The organism is Psychrobacter sp. DD43, from assembly GCF_904846555.1.
Taxonomy (GTDB): domain Bacteria; phylum Pseudomonadota; class Gammaproteobacteria; order Pseudomonadales; family Moraxellaceae; genus Psychrobacter; species Psychrobacter cryohalolentis.
On record NZ_CAJHBE010000003.1, the window covers coordinates 38,581 to 55,724 of the forward strand.

The following is a 17,144-nucleotide window of genomic DNA, read 5'->3' on the forward strand; positions in this document are numbered from 1 at the left end:
TCGCCAATTTATCATTATTGGTTTTTTAAAGCAGCGCTATGTTCTTGGTAAAGTTCGTAGTATTCGTAAAGCTCAACCACTGACCGGCTCTACTATAACAAAAACTACGGACAGTGCCCATTCGTAAATGAACGTAAAGTGGCAAATCGCCATAAATCTTAGCATAGTTAAGCGATATACGGGCTTAGCCTGCTAAAACTATCAGGTAACATGTGCCTAAATCTATGTTACAGTTTAAACGGACACAGGATTTTATCCATAATAGACCACAACCATCCATAAGAAAATAACACCATTAATGAATAATACCAAGGATATCTGATGAGCGCATTACAACAGCTTCGCACTATGACCACCATTGTCGCTGATACAGGCGATCTTGCCGCCATTGAGCGTCTAAAACCTATCGATGCGACCACCAATCCAAGTCTAATTACCAAAGCACTGATCCATCCTGATAATGAAGCGGTATTATCAGAAACCATGAGCCGCCATCGAGATGATATCGATGCAGTAATTGATGAGCTAACCATTCAAATCGGCTGTAATATTTTATCTTTAATTGAAGGACGTGTTTCAACTGAGGTCGATGCCCGCTTGTCCTATGACACACAAGCGACCATTGATAAGGCATTGGCATTCATGGAAGCCTATCAAAAAGCGGGTATAGACTCAGAGCGTGTGTTGATCAAGATGGCAGCGACTTGGCAAGGTATTGAGGCGGCACGCTACCTTGAAACTCAAGGTATACACTGCAATCTCACCTTGCTCTTTGGGCAACATCAAGCCATCGCTTGTGCCGATGCTGGTGTGACCTTGATATCCCCTTTTGTTGGACGTATTTTGGATTGGCAAAAACGCCAGCAAAACCGTCAAAACATACCCGTCTCTGATGACATGGGCGTACAATCGGTTAAGCTCATTTATCAATACTACAAGCAGCATGGCTACAAAACGCAGGTGATGGGCGCAAGTTTCCGCTCAACTGAGCAGATATTGGCGCTGGCAGGCTGTGATTTACTGACCATTGCACCTGACCTAATTGATGAGCTAGCAGCAATGGATATCGAAGTTACACGTCAATTATCAGAAAGCATGTCGATGGACATGACAGATATGACACGAGTGAGCTTAAGCGCTGAAGAATTCAGTAGCGCTTATCAACAAGATACCATTACTCAAGATCTTTTACCAAAAGGCATTGACGGCTTTATTGGTGCGCGTGATGAGCTTGCCCACATGCTAGCGAGTATGCGCAGCTAAGCTGTATATATGATTAATATGGGCGTATAACCAAGCCTATCTGGCTTGAGAGTTACTTACTAAAGCACTATAAAACAATGGAAATATTACATAGTTATACGCAGCAGGTAATAAAAGAAATTTGCCTGCTCATAGTAAGTTGGCTATTATGAGCGACCTAAAATGACTACAAGCAAGGCTTCATTATGAAACGGCTAGCAGTGATATTAGCAAGCGGTACGCTTGCGATTGGTGCTCATGCAGTAAACTGGTCGAAAGTAACAGAAAGTCAGACCGGTTCCATTTTTAGCTTAGATTTGGATTCTATCGAACGCTCTGACATCAATATTCTTGATGAAAAGCGGGTCGAAAATATTACCGTCTCCATTCGTAGAACCTACCCTGCATTAAAAAGTACAACGAGTGATAGTAAAGAAAGCGGCATTCATCATAGCGACCAGCAATGGCTTATCTCTTGTAAGGACGCCAGCTATTACAGACGGGCATACGTTTATTATACCGCTGACGACAAGGTAATAAAGTCTTGGCAATCAGAAAAACCTCTCCTGACCACCAAAGATTTTAAAATTACTGCCCCAAAAACGGTCAGTCGTATGCTAGTCGAGCAAGCGTGCAAAAACCACGAACAAGCCAAATAGCACAAATAAAATAGGCAAAGGCAATCTAAAAAAGCATCATTAAAAAAGCGCGCTTTTTTAATGATGCTTTAGTTATATCATCTCAAAGCCATAGAAAACTGGCTTTGAACGCATTTTACTTATAATTAAGGTACTCTAAAAACACTACGGTACTGCTGGTATAAATTTTTTGCAGCCTCTGTCTGCGTAGGCACAGCAAGCAAGAAAAATTAATACCAGCAGTACATAATGTATCGATATTACTTTTTATTTTTACCCACTATAAGTAAAAATGCCCGTCATTTACGCCTTTAATACCGTATAAACAGGCACGGGGAAATCGCCATGTAAATCCACCAAATCTAATAAGACTAATGCACCAACGACCGTATGATCGGCTGATTGACATAGCTCATAGGCGGTGGTCAATGTGCCGCCCGTTGCCAAGATATCATCAACCAATAGCACACGCTCTGGTGGCAGATTGTTCTGCATCTCAAGAGTATCTTTACCGTACTCTAACGCGTAGGCTTTATTGGCAACAGGCGGTGGTAACTTGCCGGGTTTACGTAGCAAAATCATACCTTTACCCAGACGTCCTGCCAGCAAACTTGCAAACACGAATCCACGGGCTTCAACAGCACCCAAACAATCCACCTCATCCATTATGCCTTCAGGTAGGACAGCCAGCAGTGCATCAATGACTTCATTAATGTGACTGCGTAGTAACGGTGTAATATCATAAAAATCAATGCCGACTTTAGGGAAGTCTGGTACTGTGCGAATGATGTTCCAAAATGGATGATCGGTATTGAGCGTATTCGATGACTCGATTGCAGTATCAACTGCTGTAACAGCGGTGTTTGCGCTCATAGTAACCCTTAACGTCTATAACTTAGATAATGATGTAACAATAGCAAATAATCTATGCATCAGAAAATTAACGGCGGCTATTATAGCATAATTGCCTTTAATATTGCGCGGCAATGGGGAAAACACCACTTATTAAGTCAATAAAATCAGGCATAGTACTTGATAAACGTTTATCAATCTCAATATACAAGTGTAAACTTAACTATGAAAACAACGGTTATATGCTAAACTAGCTGCGTTTTTACAGTCTAGATATTGACGGTAATCATTCTTGATGTGCCATCAATGTCACCTTAAAAACGTATAGTAACACTGGTAATAATCGATAGGACTCTTTATGAAACGTTATGAATGTATTGTCTGCGGCTGGATATATGATGAAGCACTGGGCTGCCCTGAAGAAGGTATCGCACCGGGCACCAAATGGGATGATATCCCTGATGATTGGACATGCCCAGAATGCGGCGTTGGCAAGCTTGATTTTGAGATGCTAGAACTTTAAGCCAATGACCTTTTAGATAGGACCGTTCATGACAGAAAAAAACAACATTGATAATGCTGCTAAGTTGCCTGATTCATTGGATAGCAGCTCGAGTTACCCGACGCCTGAATGGCAAAAATTTGGTGAGCACCTGTGGGGCGCATCAGACCTCAGTGAGCATCTTTATCAAGCCATGATAGATATCGGCGACGGCATCGAGCTGTGTGTTGAGGCTGGTGGTAATCCTAATCATCCGCCACTGCTTATGATTATGGGACTTGGCTCACAAATGATATTTTGGCCAAATCATTTTATTAAGCGCCTTATTGATGCCGGTTTTTTTGTGATTCGTTTTGACAATCGTGATATCGGTTTGTCCTCTAAAGTACAAATCGATGGTCTACCGCGTATTAGTCAGCTTAAAATGATGATGCGCCTGCAAACGGGACTGTCTAATAAAGGTGCACAGGTTGCCTACAATTTAACCGACATGGCAGAAGATACGGCGCGTTTAATCAAGGCTTTGCAGCTTGGCAAAACACATTTGCTGGGTGCTTCTATGGGTGGCATGATTGCCCAAATCGTAGCGGCACGTTATCCAAGCCTAGTACAGCGGATGGCATTGATGTTTACCACCACCAACCGTGCCTTTTTAAAACCACCAAAGCCTAGACAGCTATATACGCTGATTAATCGCCCTGAGAGCCACTCTGAGCGTGATATCGTGCGCCATAGCGTTTGGTTTATGAAGACTGTTGGTACGCCAGGGCATGTAAATGTGCGCATGGTACGTGATATTGCCAAGATACGGTATCAGCGTAACTTTCATCCGCTCGGTACGGTGCAGCAGCTCAATGCTATCTTGGCATCAGGTTCTATCAGTCGATTTAGCAAACAAGTCAAAGCACCTACTATCGTATTACATGGCAGCGCTGATGGCTTAATTCCTGCCTCACAAGGTCGCGTGGTTGCCAAAACCATCCCTAATGCCAAATTTCATTTGATTGAAGGCATGGCGCACGATATTCCTGAGTACTATCAGCCGTATATGGTTGATTTAATTAGCAATCACTTATTAGAAAAATAGTTTTAATGAGTTAGCTTGTGAAATTTTCCGGCTACAAAAAAGAGCCTATAGCAATCATGAATCGCTATAGGCTCTTTTTTTGGTCAAAATAAAATATGCTGTTAGGATTTAATCACAGGCGATAGCCGCGCCTTCTTTGTCGATACACATTTTAGTGCCGTTCTCTAAGCTGCCAATCCAAGCCTTATCCGCTACAAACACAAAAGAAGGTTTGTCCTTATAGCGGCTATCAAGACTGAGGCTCTTATTATTGGAATCATTAAAGTTATTAGAGCCGTCAAAATCCTTAAAGTTAAAAGGAATCACAAGCTCGCCGCCAAGATTGATAAAGCCCCACTCTGCATCAATACGCACGCCCGCTAGCCCTTCCGAGAATGGACGTACTTCGTCGAAAGAATACGTAATCATAGTGACATTATTGTCATCAACAAATCCCCATCTACCGTCTTGTTGACGCGGCTGCAGCGTGGTAAAGCGATTAATTGGTATGGAGGCTGAATTTTTCTGTGTGCTATTTGCGCGAGCACTAGGTTTAACTTCTGATTTACTGGCAGCGGGTCGGTCATTTACACGGCTGTTTTTGGCACTCTTACCGTCATTACTTTTACTATTATCTTTTTTGACACCGGCATTTTGAGTATTAGTGCTTTGAGTATTGGCGTTCTTAATATTGCCCTCTTTATCAAGCCAGCTTATCGCTTTGTTTTTACGTACACGAGCCATACCGCCTCGGTAATCATCAATATCACTAATCGCTGCTGAAAATGGAACAATAGTCCTATTTGCCGTATCGATGACGCCATAGTGACCGCCCTGCTTGACCACGATACGCCCTTCAGATACCGGACGCGCCCAACCTTGACCGTCATTTAGCACATCGTACATCACAGGAATTACTTCACGACCTTGCATATTCAGATAACCGACATGACTATTACGCATGACAGGCAATAGACCTGCTGATATTTTATCTGCATCCACTTTTTGATAGCGCGTTAAATCAACAAGGCTTTTACCTTGCTTATCGATAAGGGCGACCGGTGCGCCAAAGTCTTTCACTGCTAAGAAATAACCACTACTCGCCGTACAAGAGACGTTCTTATAATAACTCTTAGGGATTTTACAGCTGGCAGCTTGCGCGCTTGGTATGACAAATAACGCGGTTGTTAACATACCAATTGTCAGCGCACAGCGCTTTATTAGGGATGACGGATCTTCAGATGTCGTTAATAACAGTGATCGTTTTGATAAGGTACGTTGGAGCATAAGCAAACCTAAGCTAAAGTAATGATGGCGGTTAAGGCAATTTAAATGAGATATTTTAAGGGTATTAGTTTTTTAAGCTGATGATATTACAATATAAAAGTAGAAATAAGGGTAACAAATCGCAGTAAGAACGCCAATGATATTCCTGTAAGGATATTAATTGGCAGTAGCTTGTCTTTATACTTTAGATGAAACCTTAGAAAGTTCATATTCTCTAAAGTCATAAAATACCACTATAAAATAAAAATAAATAATATCAAACCATTTCAATTTTAGCTCAAAACATCGACAATACGGCTTGTGGTAAAGATGATGTCTTTAGTACGCAATAATTGAAATAAAAGTTGTCATGATATAAGGATAATATATGGCTATTGCCTCTTCACGCTCCGCTGCTACTGGCTTGCTTATTGGCTGTGTGATCTTTGGTTTGGGCAGTTTAATCGTCGCTCATGTTGACATCGGTGGCTGGGCAATGGCTTTTTGGCGCTTGGCTATTTCAGGCGTGGTGTTTGCGGTATTAGCAAAAATGACAGGGCAACGGCTACCGCGCTCAAAACGTGCTGTTTTTTATGGCTTATTATCGGGTGCATTTTTAGGTTTGGATTTGGCACTGTGGCACGAGAGTATCTATGCGGTGGGTCCCGGCATTTCAACCTTACTAAACAGCTTACAGATTTTCTTTTTGGCAGCCATTGGCTTTCTATATTTTAACGAGCGCCAATCTATATTACAGCTTGTCAGCTTGGTCTTGGCAATGTTGGGTGTGGCAATGATCGGTAGCCCAGAATTTGCCCAAAATAAGGCCGCTACTTGGGGATTTATTACTGGTATCGTGTCAGGGGCTATGCTCGCAGCCTCAATGACCTTTATACGTAAAACCCATGATACTGAGCCGACGCCAATATTCATGCTTATGCAGCTGATTAGTATTGGGGGCGGACTGGCAATGATTGTGCCAATGTTTGTCTTTGATATGGGTAATATACTGCCTAATAGCTGGTCTGATATTGGCTGGATATTGATTTATGGTACGGTCATGCAGTGCCTAGCATGGGGGCTTATCGCCTACTCTATTCCCAAGCTGTCTTTGGCATTAACTGGATTACTATTATTGACCGAGCCGGTTGCGGCATTGGTAATTGATTATACTTGGCTTGATAAGCCCATCAATACCCTACAATGGAGCGGTGCGTTACTCACGATGTTTGCCATTTATTTGGGTTCGCTAAAGCCTAAACCACGCGCCCTACGCCGTTATCGGTTTTTTGCACGGTTTTATAAGCGTGATTATAAGTAAAGCTCGTACAGAACAGTAACGATTATAAATAAGCGTCATAATAGATAAAAGCCACAATGATTATTGTGGCTTTTGCTTATCAATATAGTGAGTTATTTGAAGCTTAAGATAGTAAAAAAGTTAGTCTTTTTGGCGATTAAATAGAGCGTTAAGCACAATTGCTGTTAAGGTAGCCGTACCGATGCCACCCAAATCAAAGCCGCCTAGATGCAAGCTAAAGTTACCGGTTCCCATGATTACAGTGACTGCTGCGATGATAAGATTGCTGTTTTTACTAAAGTCGATATGGTTGTCTATCCAAATTTTCGCACCAGCGATGGCAATCAAACCAAAAACTACGATAGATGCACCGCCCAATAATGCGGGCGGAATGGTTTGAATAATCGCACCAAATTTCGGTGACAAGCCCAGCATGATAGCAACCAAACCTGCTACGACAAAAATAGTTGTACTATATACTTTGGTGACCGCCATCACGCCGATATTTTCTGCATAAGTCGTCACACCTGTACCACCAAAACCTGCCGAAAAAGTCGTCGCTAAGCCATCAGCAAAAAATGCACGCCCCATATAAGGCGTTACTCGCGCTTTAGTCATGCCTTCTACCGCTTTGAAATGTCCCAAATTTTCAGCAACTAAAATAAAGGCGACAGGGGCAATTAATACAATGGCGCTCATCTCAAAACGCGGCTCATGAATACTTGGCAGCCCAAACCATGAAGCTGCCGACACACTACTAAAATCAATCGGCACGCCATAGCCCAATACATTGGTCATCACAAAATAAGCAATATAAGACAATATTAAGCCAACTAATAACAGCAAACGACGTAGCATGCCGCGGGTAAATACCGCTACCCCACTGATAAGCAATACCGTTAACGTGGCCATCCATGCATCAAATTGGTTGGCAGACACCCCTTGAATGGTTACGGGCGCTAAATTAAGACCAATAATCATTACAATCGCACCAGTAACAATCGGTGGCATCAAGCGCTCAATCCAGCCTGTACTCGTCTTCATGACCAGCAGACCTATCAATGCATAAATAATACCACAGGCCATAATGCCGCCCAATGCAACATTCAGATTGGCATTAAACCCTACGCCAGCATATGCCGTCACGGCAATCACGGGACCAATAAAAGCAAAACTCGATCCCAAATAACTGGGCATACGTCCACCGGTAATCACAAAAAACATCACCGTACAAATACCAGACATCAAAATCGCTAAGTTTGGATCAAAGCCCATTAATAATGGCGCAAGCACTGTCGCCCCAAACATCGCAAAGGTATGTTGTATACCCAGTAGCATGCTTTTTGAGGGCGGTAAATATTCATTAATGCCAACCGGATCACGATCCAAATCACCGCCATATGGACGCCATGTTGGAAACCAGCGACCATTATCAAAGTCTGGATTGTGCGGTAAGTTCATTGTCGCCGAGCCAGTTGCAACATCAATACCTGCTGCTTCTAGCGCGTTTGGCGTTGATGGTTCTTTCTGACTATGCGGCGTTGATTGAGACGAGTTTTCTGGAGGGGTTATCATGCGCGATTGTCCTATAGGCTTAAGCTAATAATAACAGACTGGTAATGACTCACTAACGAACAGGCTAATAATAGCTCGAATAAATAAAGAGATAACAAGTAACGGTATTTACTATAAGTGCTGTTATAAATAGTGGCTATTATATGGGATAGCTATATATACAATAAAAAGTTAATGGAAAAATAATGAAATCTAGCTCTTACTAACTACGGATTCTTGTATGAATACAGAGCTATTTTTGATATTTTTAACACACTGTCTCTCTCGCTTAATCTTAATATCTCGCAAGAAAATAATTTTTATTTCTATGTTTTTCTACACTATTTTTCTATCTCCAATCAGCTGTTTGGAAATATCATAATAATAGGTATTATTTTAGAGTATTACCACATTTTGCTAGCTGTATTGACTAAGATATGCTTTACTAAATTCAACGCTTTGGCTGCTCATACCGTGTATTCTATAGCGACAGCTAACTTACAGGATGTTACATAAGCGTTGATGCCGAGCATCATAACGGAATTTAATAATAAACAACAGCTATTATTCACCCGTCACTCGAACGAACACGTTTAAACATTTTCATAGACAATGCACTAAATTTATCGATGATCGATACTTATTATCTATTGTTGCCCATTATAATATTATATGGGCGCAGTAGTCTTTGCTATGCGGTTTTTCTGAATCCCTTTTATTTTTTGGTAACTTATTATGATTAGTGTCTTTGATTTATTCAAAATCGGCGTTGGCCCATCAAGCTCTCATACGGTTGGTCCTATGATAGCGGCTAACTTGTTTGTACAGTCACTCCTAAAGCAAACCAATCTGAGCGACATCCAGTCTTTAGAGATTGAGTTATATGGCTCGCTTGCGGCAACTGGTAAAGGACATGCTACAGATACTGCCATATTACTGGGCTTACTTGGTCATGCACCTAGCACCATCGATACGCGTTTGACCAGTGAATATCTGGCACCGATCTTTTCAGACAATCAACTCAATATCGCAGGCGAGCACGTTATTGCTTTTGATACAGAGCGTGATATTCACTGGTATGATGAGACGGTTCTACCTTATCATCCGAATGCTATGACTATTCGTGTGTCTTTGGCGAATGGCAGCCCTTATCAGCAGACTTATTATTCCGTAGGAGGTGGATTTGTTATCAATGAAGAAGATGCGACCAATCCTGATGAAGATAATGCAACGCCGACTATCGATGTGATTCCTTATCCTTTTAATAGCGCCGCAGAGCTATTAGAACAATGCCGTAAACATCACTTGAGCGTGAGCGAGCTGGTATTAGCAAACGAATGCCATTACCGTGAGCAGGCAGAAGTATTTGCGTATTTAGATTCTATTTGGGAGTCGATGCAAGATTGTGTGACCCGTGGCTGCCAAAACAGCGGTATTTTACCGGGTGGATTAGATGTAAGACGCCGCGCTCAAGCACTATATGTGCAACTATGTGCTGAAAAAGACCAGCCGATTGCGCAAAATGACAAACTGGTTGCGATGGATTGGATTGATTTATATGCTTTGGCAGTCAATGAAGAAAATGCCAATGGCGGCAATGTGGTCACTGCTCCTACCAACGGCGCCGCAGGTATCATTCCTGCAGTGATGCATTATTATCGCGATTTTTTATCAAACTATAGCCTTGATGGCGCGCGCAAGTTTTTGTTAAATGCCACAGCAATTGGCAGCTTAATCAAACAAAACGCTTCAATATCGGGTGCTGAAGTGGGCTGCCAAGGTGAAGTCGGTTCAGCTTGTGCGATGGCGGCATCTGCATTGGCAGAAATCTTAGGTGGCGACCCTGCTAAATGTCTCAATGCTGCTGAGATTGGTATCGAGCATAACTTGGGTCTGACCTGTGATCCTGTTGGTGGCTTAGTCCAAGTACCTTGCATCGAGCGCAATGCGATGGGCGCAGTCAAAGCAGTCAATGCTGCACGACTTGCCTGCCGTGGTAATGGTCAACATTTTGTCTCTTTAGACAAAGTCATTGAAACTATGAAAGTTACTGGCGCTGACATGTTAGATAAATACAAAGAAACTTCTCGCGGTGGATTGGCAGTATATGCTGACAACCGTATACCGACTGCCACTCATGGCGTCAGCGTGAAATACAGCCAATGCTAATGATTGGGCAGCTTATAATTCAATAGAAAATATAAATCCTATTATGAAAAAGACCTCTAATCATTAGAGGTCTTTTTTCAAGCTAACTGCTATTGAATTAACGATAGTGCTATTTATTCCAAAAGCTACTTGATGAGCAATTATTCCGCTTTTTTTGACACTACTTGGTTCAGTATCCAAACTGGCTTAACCGCATTCGTTACTTCATCCATCATCGCTTCTTGGCGAACGTCTAAAACATAACGATAATTTGGCTCATACGTAAAGCCTTGAATATTACCATTTAAAGGGGTGTAGTTTTTCTGATACGTTTGGCGATACTGCAAGCACTCTGACTCAATCATGGCACCATTAGAAGCTTGTAGCTCACAAACTGCTTTCAGCGGAGCTATCTCTATTTTAAAACTTGGAATGTTAATGACTTTAACCACTGCTGGTTCACCTTCAACGACCATGGTACGCGTATCGTCAGTTGCCATGGTTGAACAACCTGATAAAACAAACGTTGCCATCACTGCTGCTAATGCTAACTTTTTCATTATAAAATCCTCAATATATTCATAGTTTTATTTGTTTAGACTCGATTTATTCATTTTAGAATAACCGGTTTTTCAATATCACTTAATCACTTATTATTAACTCGACCAGTATAGGGCGCAAAGTAACTGCGCCTCTATAACTGCTTTGTAACTTAACGTCAGCTTTTGCAACGACTGTTAATCAACAGTAAATAAATATTTTTGATATTACCGATAAATACACCCTACTTTCAGTGATATCAGTTTAAAACACTAAATAAAAAACGCTCAGAATCATGATGATTCTGAGCGTTTTTTGTAAGTAAGTATTAAGATTGTTTAGCTACGATAGTCCGCATTTATTTTGACATAGTCGTAAGATAAATCGCAGGTGTAAACGGTATCATGGGCATCACCGCGTACAAGATCGATATGAATGGTAATCTCAGGGCGACTCATGACCGTATTGCCCGCCTCTTCCGTATAGTTTGGCGCGACACCACCATTTTGACAAATCATAACTTCGTCTAAGTAGACATCGACTTGTTCGGTATCAAGGTCTTCAATCCCAGCATAACCGACGGCTGCTAATATACGACCCCAGTTGGCATCACTGGCAAAAAATGCCGTTTTGACCAAGGGTGAATGCGCAACCGCATATGCCACATCGCAGCATTCTTGCGTGGTTTTGCCACCTGTAACTTTAACTGTCATAAATTTAGTAGCGCCTTCACCATCACGTACGATCAGTTGTGCCAAACGTATAAAGACTTCAGCTAACGCCTCAAACACTGCCTGATAATGTGGGTGCTCAGGGCTATCAATGATATCTGAGCTCGCAGCACCTGTCGCTATCAATACACAACAATCATTGGTCGAGGTATCACCATCAACCGTAATACGGTTAAAAGACTGCTCATTGATAGCATTTAACATCTCTTGTAATAAGTCAGCAGCAATATTGGCATCGGTTGCAACATAGCCAAGCATGGTTGCCATATTGGGACGTATCATGCCTGAGCCTTTTGACATCCCCGTAATATGATAACTACTACCATCAACATCGATTTTTTTACTCGCGAGCTTTGGAATCGTATCCGTTGTACGGATACCATTTGCAGCAGCAAGCCAATTATCAGGCGCTAGATTGGCTAATGCGTTGTCTAGTCCAGCGATAATCGCTTCACTATTTAATGGCTCACCAATAACACCCGTCGAAAATGGCAGTACTGCATCACTAGCCACGCCAGCTTTAGCAGCCAATGCCGCACAGATATCTGTGGCGCGGCGTTTGCCATCAGCACCGGTTCCAGCATTAGCATTACCAGTATTGGTCACCAAATAGCGCGGAGAAGCTGCAGCAAAGTGTTCACGTAATACGCGCACAGGCGCTGCACAAAATGCGTTTTTGGTCGTTACCACTGCAGTGGCCGCATCAGCTGCGATCTCAATAATTACCAAATCATCACGATCTTTATAACGTACGCCTGCTGCGGTAGCGCTTAATTTAATGCCTTCAATAGGATAAATCGTCTCAGGTACTGCAACATTGCCAACTGCCATCATTCACTCCTTAATTATTGATATTGGTATATTTTTATTGATTGTAAAGCTTTAATCGTAATGGTAAAAACATCATACTTTGTTTAAATCAAATGCTGTCCAAATAGGCGCATGGTCAGAGGGTTTTTCCATAGCGCGCAGCTCATAGCTGATACCCGCATCAACACAACATTCAACAAGATCAGGCGTACATAAAATATGATCAATACGCAATCCACGCTTAGGATCATCATCAAAACCGCGACTGCGATAATCAAACCAGCTGTATAATTCAGTGCTTTCTGGATAATGCAAACGGTAGGTATCAGTCAACTCACGTGACATAAGATTGCTATACCACTCACGCTCCTCAGGTAGGAAGGATGTTTTTCTATTTTTCAACCAACGCTTAGCATTTACTTCACCGATTCCAATATCGATGTCTTCTGGGGCAATATTCATATCCCCCATAATCACTAGCGAGCGCCCTTCTGCTTTTAGCGTATCAATATAGGCCATTAAATCAGCATAATAAGCACGTTTCATCGGAAATTTGGTCGGATGATCTTGACTCTCACCCTGTGGGAAATAGCCATTGAGCACATCAATCTCACGCCCATCAAACTCATAACGCGCATGAATAAAACGTTTTTGCGCCTCTTCATCTTCGTTAGGGAAACCCTTTTGCACAAAAATAGGCGCAACTTTCGATAATAATGCCACACCGTAATGCGCTTTCTGTCCAAAATACTCGACGTGATAGCCCAAGCCTTCTACATTTTCAAGGGGAAACTGCTCATCATGCACCTTGGTTTCTTGCAGACCCATGACATCAGGATCGATAATATCTCGCACCGCCTCCAGCTGATGTTGACGAGCTCGGATACCATTGATATTAAAACAAACAAAACGGGTCATAAATTATCCTATCCTATATAAATAACTGCTTTGATAAGTAAATGCAGTTTTAAAATGCACTTATAAATAAATCTAAAATAAAACAAATACGGTTATGATAACAGACATAGACAGCGCTAGCTGTTGCACCCTTTTATATCTTGAGTTAGAGTGTTTGTTTGGTCTAATTACTTGGCTGTTTGCCGTGTCATTTTATCAAAACATGCTATCAAGCCACTCTTATTGACTATCCTACTTTTTATTAAATCATGCTTATCAAGCAGCGGCATTTAAACAACTTATAACACCCTATTATTAAAAATCTATTGAGCATTATTATGACAAAAGCAACTGATAAGAACCCAACTGCCGTATCAAAACCTCACATAATTACGCCGTTATTTGCGACCAACTATAATGTCTACATCAATCATACTGATGCTGGCGGTATAGTCTATCATGCCAATCACTTAGTATTCTTTGAAAACTGCCGCCGCGATTGGTTTACTCAATTGGGATTAAATGGTTATTTCTTGGAGACCAATGACGGTCAGATTCAGCATTTCGTCGTCACTCAAGCGGACTTGCAATATAAGCGCGCTATTTTATTAGATGAGGTCATTAATGTACGCATTGATAACGTTGAGATAAAACCTGCAAGCATTGTATTCTATCAAAGCATTTATCGTCAGCACTCTCAAGAGAACACTGCTGACAATGTAAAAGCGGTTTTGCTAAGCAGCACTAAAATCGTTGTTGCCTGCGTACAAAATCAAATCACACCGGATGCTATAGAGAATGATGCGTCAAATAAAACCAGTACCAATACGACGCCAATGCGCCCTATTCGTGTGCCAAAAAAATTACGTGTTGCTATTGAGCAAGCAATTTCAGAATATAATAAGTAGCTTCTATAATAATTGATTTCTTAAATATCTTTAGAAAAATCTGTTTTTCCTACGACAATAATTAGTCATCTTCTCTTTTCGTATGATATATAGAATCGATTTGATTTAAAACCGATACAGCTCTACTGCTATAGATTTTTCGTAGCCCCTGTGAAGCATACTATGCCTACGCCGACAGAGACTGCAAAACATTCATTCCAGTCTCGCTGTATCATTTTTACATTGAGCTGGCTATAGACCTTGCTATATATTCATTTATAAGAATACTTCCTGTACTGAGCAGTACTCTTATCATCGTAGTGCCTTAGCCTAGATTCATGCTAACGTATTGCTTAAATGTATCATTATATATTTGATATATTATTTTTTTGTGGTAGATGGTTGGTAGAAAAAATTAATTCGACTAATTTTTTAAGATTACTCAAATAGTTTTTTAATCAAACACTTATTTTTTACCATTTACTGATGTCAAATAACCCAATAACACCAGCAGTCTGTCAATGGATAAGGATATTATCAAATTCAGCGATCGCTTTTATGTCAGCGCTGTTTTTTTATTGACACGGATCTGACTGCTTAGCTAGCAACATTTAACCTCTCTCATATTTCAAGGACGCTGACTATGACGCCAAATAAACCTTGGCTTGCAAATTACCCTATTGGTGTGCCAAAGACGATTGATCCAGACAAATATAGCAGTATCATGGAGCTATATGAAGAGTGCTTCGATCGCTTTCGCATGCATCCTATGACCATCTGTATGGGCGTTACTCATACCTACGACGATGTCGATAAAGCCTCTATCGCGGTTGCTGCATGGTTACAGACGAAAGGTCTGCCTCAAGGTAGCGTAGTCGCGCTTATGATGCCAAACGTGCCGCAATACTTGCCAACGATGATTGGTATTTTGCGGGCTGGCTATATTTGTACACCCGTAAATCCTCTGTATACTGGGCGCGAGCTACGCCATCAATTGAATGACTCTGGCGCTCAGGTTATTTTTGTCGTCGATAACTTTGCCCAAGCACTTGAGCAGGTCATTGAAGAAACCCATATCAAACACATTGTCCTATCAAAAATGGGCGATATGATGGGTCTAAAAGGTATATTGGTCAACACCATTATTCGTCAGGTCAAACGCTTGGTACCCAAGTATAATCTGAATGACCCAAAATACGATGTCACTAAGTTCCCTGATGTGCTCAAGAAAGGCAAAAACCTGCCGTTCCAAAAGCCAAAACTGTCTTTGAGTCAAACCGCCTTTTTGCAATATACAGGTGGTACAACAGGGCTTTCTAAAGGCGCTATTTTATCTCAGCGTAATATTGTCGCAGGCGCGATGCAGTCAGAAGCTTGGACTCGCCCTATTACCTCAGAGATTAATGAGGTATATATCAATATGGTGATGGCACTGCCGCTGTATCATATTTTTGCCTTTATGCTGAGCTCACTGGGTATGCGTGCAGGTTACACCTTTATATTGGTTCCTAACCCGCGTGATATACCAGGCTTTATTAAGACGTTATCAAAACAGCCCTTCCATATTTTCCCTGCGGTCAATACCTTGTTTAAAGGCTTACTCGACAATCCGAACTTTAAAAACCTAGATTTTAGCTCACTACGCATCTCACAAGCAGGCGGTATGGCAGCGACTGAGCAAACAGCAAGACGCTGGCTTGAGACGACAGGCTGCGCTATGATTGAAGGTTGGGGAATGACGGAAGGGGTTGCTGTTGGTACGGCCAACGTCATCACTGATCGCAAGTTTAATGGTACGATTGGCGTCCCTGTCCCTAGTGTTGATGTCATTATTATCGATGACGAAGGCAACCCTGTCGGTGCCAATCAAGCAGGCGAGATGTGTGTCAAAGGACCTAACGTCACCTCAGGTTATCTAAATAGAGACAGTAGTGATGACTTTACCAAAGATGGCTACTTTCGCACTGGCGATATCGTCAGCATGGACGAGAAAGGCTACTTTAGACTATTAGACCGTAAAAAAGACATGATTTTGGTGTCAGGATTTAATGTATTTCCAAATGAGATCGAGTCGGTCATGCTTGATTGTGACGGCATTATCGATTGTGCTGTCATCGGTATCCCTGATGAGAATCAAGGTGAAGCGGTCAAAATCTATGTTGTCCCTGCTGACAACAATGTCACCAAAAACTCTATTAAAGAGTTTGCTTTAGACAATATGACTGGTTATAAATGTCCACGTCATATCGAGTTTGTTACTGAGCTACCAAAAAGTAACGTCGGTAAAGTATTACGTCAAAAACTTCGCGAGAAGCATATGATAGACAATCCTCAACTATAATTAAAGCGGTCTTTTAATTGTCAAGAGCGCCTTGCATTAGATGCAAGGCGCTTTTTTATTAACCATACCATCGATCAATTTTAAACTTTATTAGCATTTTTAATATGCTATCTTGTCTCTGCAATCGCTTCACTATTCTTAGTTGCAACATATATTTTTCAATATATCAAGTATAACGACAAACTCTCAAGTTCTTTTATAGCAATAACTTACTCAATTACACTTATGTTAATGTATTGCCGAAATATGTTACGCTATTGTTTATAACATTGAGTCAGTAATATATTTAACTAAGGTCAATTAATCGACCTTAAACAGCAGTACATTTTTCAAAAATAATTACAAACCAGCCATTTAATCTATTCAGATG

Annotated in this window: 14 protein-coding genes; 8 read left to right on the forward strand and 6 right to left on the reverse strand. The window is 41.4% G+C overall.

Annotated features, from left to right (window positions below; all coding sequences use genetic code 11):
- Window positions 1-321 precede the first annotated feature (321 nt).
- Both JMX89_RS02210 and JMX89_RS02215 read left to right on the forward strand, forming a co-directional pair.
- On the forward strand, window positions 322-1,263 hold the full coding sequence (locus JMX89_RS02210; RefSeq protein ID WP_133104259.1) for a transaldolase: 942 nt from the start codon (window positions 322-324) through the stop codon (window positions 1,261-1,263).
- 185 nt (window positions 1,264-1,448) lie between these two features.
- Window positions 1,449-1,901: a hypothetical protein gene (locus tag JMX89_RS02215; protein ID WP_201531420.1), complete on the forward strand. Its 453-nt coding sequence runs from the start codon at window positions 1,449-1,451 to the stop codon at window positions 1,899-1,901.
- 282 nt (window positions 1,902-2,183) lie between these two features.
- Here the strand turns inward: JMX89_RS02215 and JMX89_RS02220 are convergent, their stop codons facing one another.
- Window positions 2,184-2,753, reverse strand: coding sequence for an adenine phosphoribosyltransferase (locus JMX89_RS02220; protein WP_201531418.1), 570 nt, complete (start codon window positions 2,751-2,753; stop codon window positions 2,184-2,186).
- A 337-nt stretch (window positions 2,754-3,090) separates the two neighbouring features.
- Between JMX89_RS02220 and JMX89_RS02225 the strand changes: the two genes are divergently transcribed.
- Window positions 3,091-3,255 (forward strand): rubredoxin, encoded by a 165-nt coding sequence (locus JMX89_RS02225; protein WP_011280463.1) that lies wholly within the window; start codon window positions 3,091-3,093, stop codon window positions 3,253-3,255.
- 28 nt (window positions 3,256-3,283) lie between these two features.
- Window positions 3,284-4,321: an alpha/beta fold hydrolase gene (locus JMX89_RS02230; RefSeq protein ID WP_020443400.1), complete on the forward strand. Its 1,038-nt coding sequence runs from the start codon at window positions 3,284-3,286 to the stop codon at window positions 4,319-4,321.
- Window positions 4,322-4,429: 108 nt separating this feature from the next.
- Here the strand turns inward: JMX89_RS02230 and JMX89_RS02235 are convergent, their stop codons facing one another.
- Window positions 4,430-5,587 (reverse strand): WG repeat-containing protein, encoded by a 1,158-nt coding sequence (locus tag JMX89_RS02235; RefSeq protein WP_201531416.1) that lies wholly within the window; start codon window positions 5,585-5,587, stop codon window positions 4,430-4,432.
- 367 nt (window positions 5,588-5,954) lie between these two features.
- Between JMX89_RS02235 and JMX89_RS02240 the strand changes: the two genes are divergently transcribed.
- A complete protein-coding gene (locus JMX89_RS02240) occupies window positions 5,955-6,887 on the forward strand; it encodes a DMT family transporter (protein WP_011513531.1) in 933 nt (310 codons plus the stop codon).
- Window positions 6,888-7,007: 120 nt separating this feature from the next.
- Here the strand turns inward: JMX89_RS02240 and JMX89_RS02245 are convergent, their stop codons facing one another.
- Window positions 7,008-8,441 carry a solute carrier family 23 protein gene (locus tag JMX89_RS02245; protein ID WP_201550737.1) on the reverse strand — a complete coding sequence of 478 codons (1,434 nt, stop codon included), beginning with the start codon at window positions 8,439-8,441 and terminating at the stop codon, window positions 7,008-7,010.
- Between the two features lie 714 nt (window positions 8,442-9,155).
- On the opposite strand from JMX89_RS02245, the gene JMX89_RS02250 reads away from it, so the two are divergent.
- The gene (locus tag JMX89_RS02250) at window positions 9,156-10,589 is read left to right on the forward strand and encodes an L-serine ammonia-lyase (protein ID WP_133104255.1); all 1,434 of its coding nucleotides are present in this window, start codon (window positions 9,156-9,158) and stop codon (window positions 10,587-10,589) included.
- Window positions 10,590-10,729: 140 nt separating this feature from the next.
- Here the strand turns inward: JMX89_RS02250 and JMX89_RS02255 are convergent, their stop codons facing one another.
- The 3 genes from JMX89_RS02255 to xthA all read right to left on the reverse strand — a co-directional run bounded on the left by JMX89_RS02255 (window position 10,730) and on the right by xthA (window position 13,567).
- Window positions 10,730-11,128, reverse strand: a complete 399-nt coding sequence (locus JMX89_RS02255; protein ID WP_020443396.1) for a DUF4377 domain-containing protein — start codon at window positions 11,126-11,128, stop codon at window positions 10,730-10,732.
- Between the two features lie 318 nt (window positions 11,129-11,446).
- A complete protein-coding gene (argJ, locus tag JMX89_RS02260; protein ID WP_133104254.1) occupies window positions 11,447-12,670 on the reverse strand; it encodes a bifunctional glutamate N-acetyltransferase/amino-acid acetyltransferase ArgJ in 1,224 nt (407 codons plus the stop codon).
- A gap of 72 nt (window positions 12,671-12,742) precedes the next feature.
- Window positions 12,743-13,567, reverse strand: coding sequence for an exodeoxyribonuclease III (xthA, locus tag JMX89_RS02265; protein ID WP_011513526.1), 825 nt, complete (start codon window positions 13,565-13,567; stop codon window positions 12,743-12,745).
- 317 nt (window positions 13,568-13,884) lie between these two features.
- Here xthA and JMX89_RS02270 point away from each other — a divergent pair, with 317 nt between their 5' ends.
- Window positions 13,885-14,454 (forward strand): thioesterase family protein, encoded by a 570-nt coding sequence (locus JMX89_RS02270; protein ID WP_201531414.1) that lies wholly within the window; start codon window positions 13,885-13,887, stop codon window positions 14,452-14,454.
- A gap of 622 nt (window positions 14,455-15,076) precedes the next feature.
- Window positions 15,077-16,774, forward strand: a complete 1,698-nt coding sequence (locus tag JMX89_RS02275; protein ID WP_201531412.1) for an AMP-binding protein — start codon at window positions 15,077-15,079, stop codon at window positions 16,772-16,774.
- Window positions 16,775-17,144 lie beyond the last annotated feature (370 nt).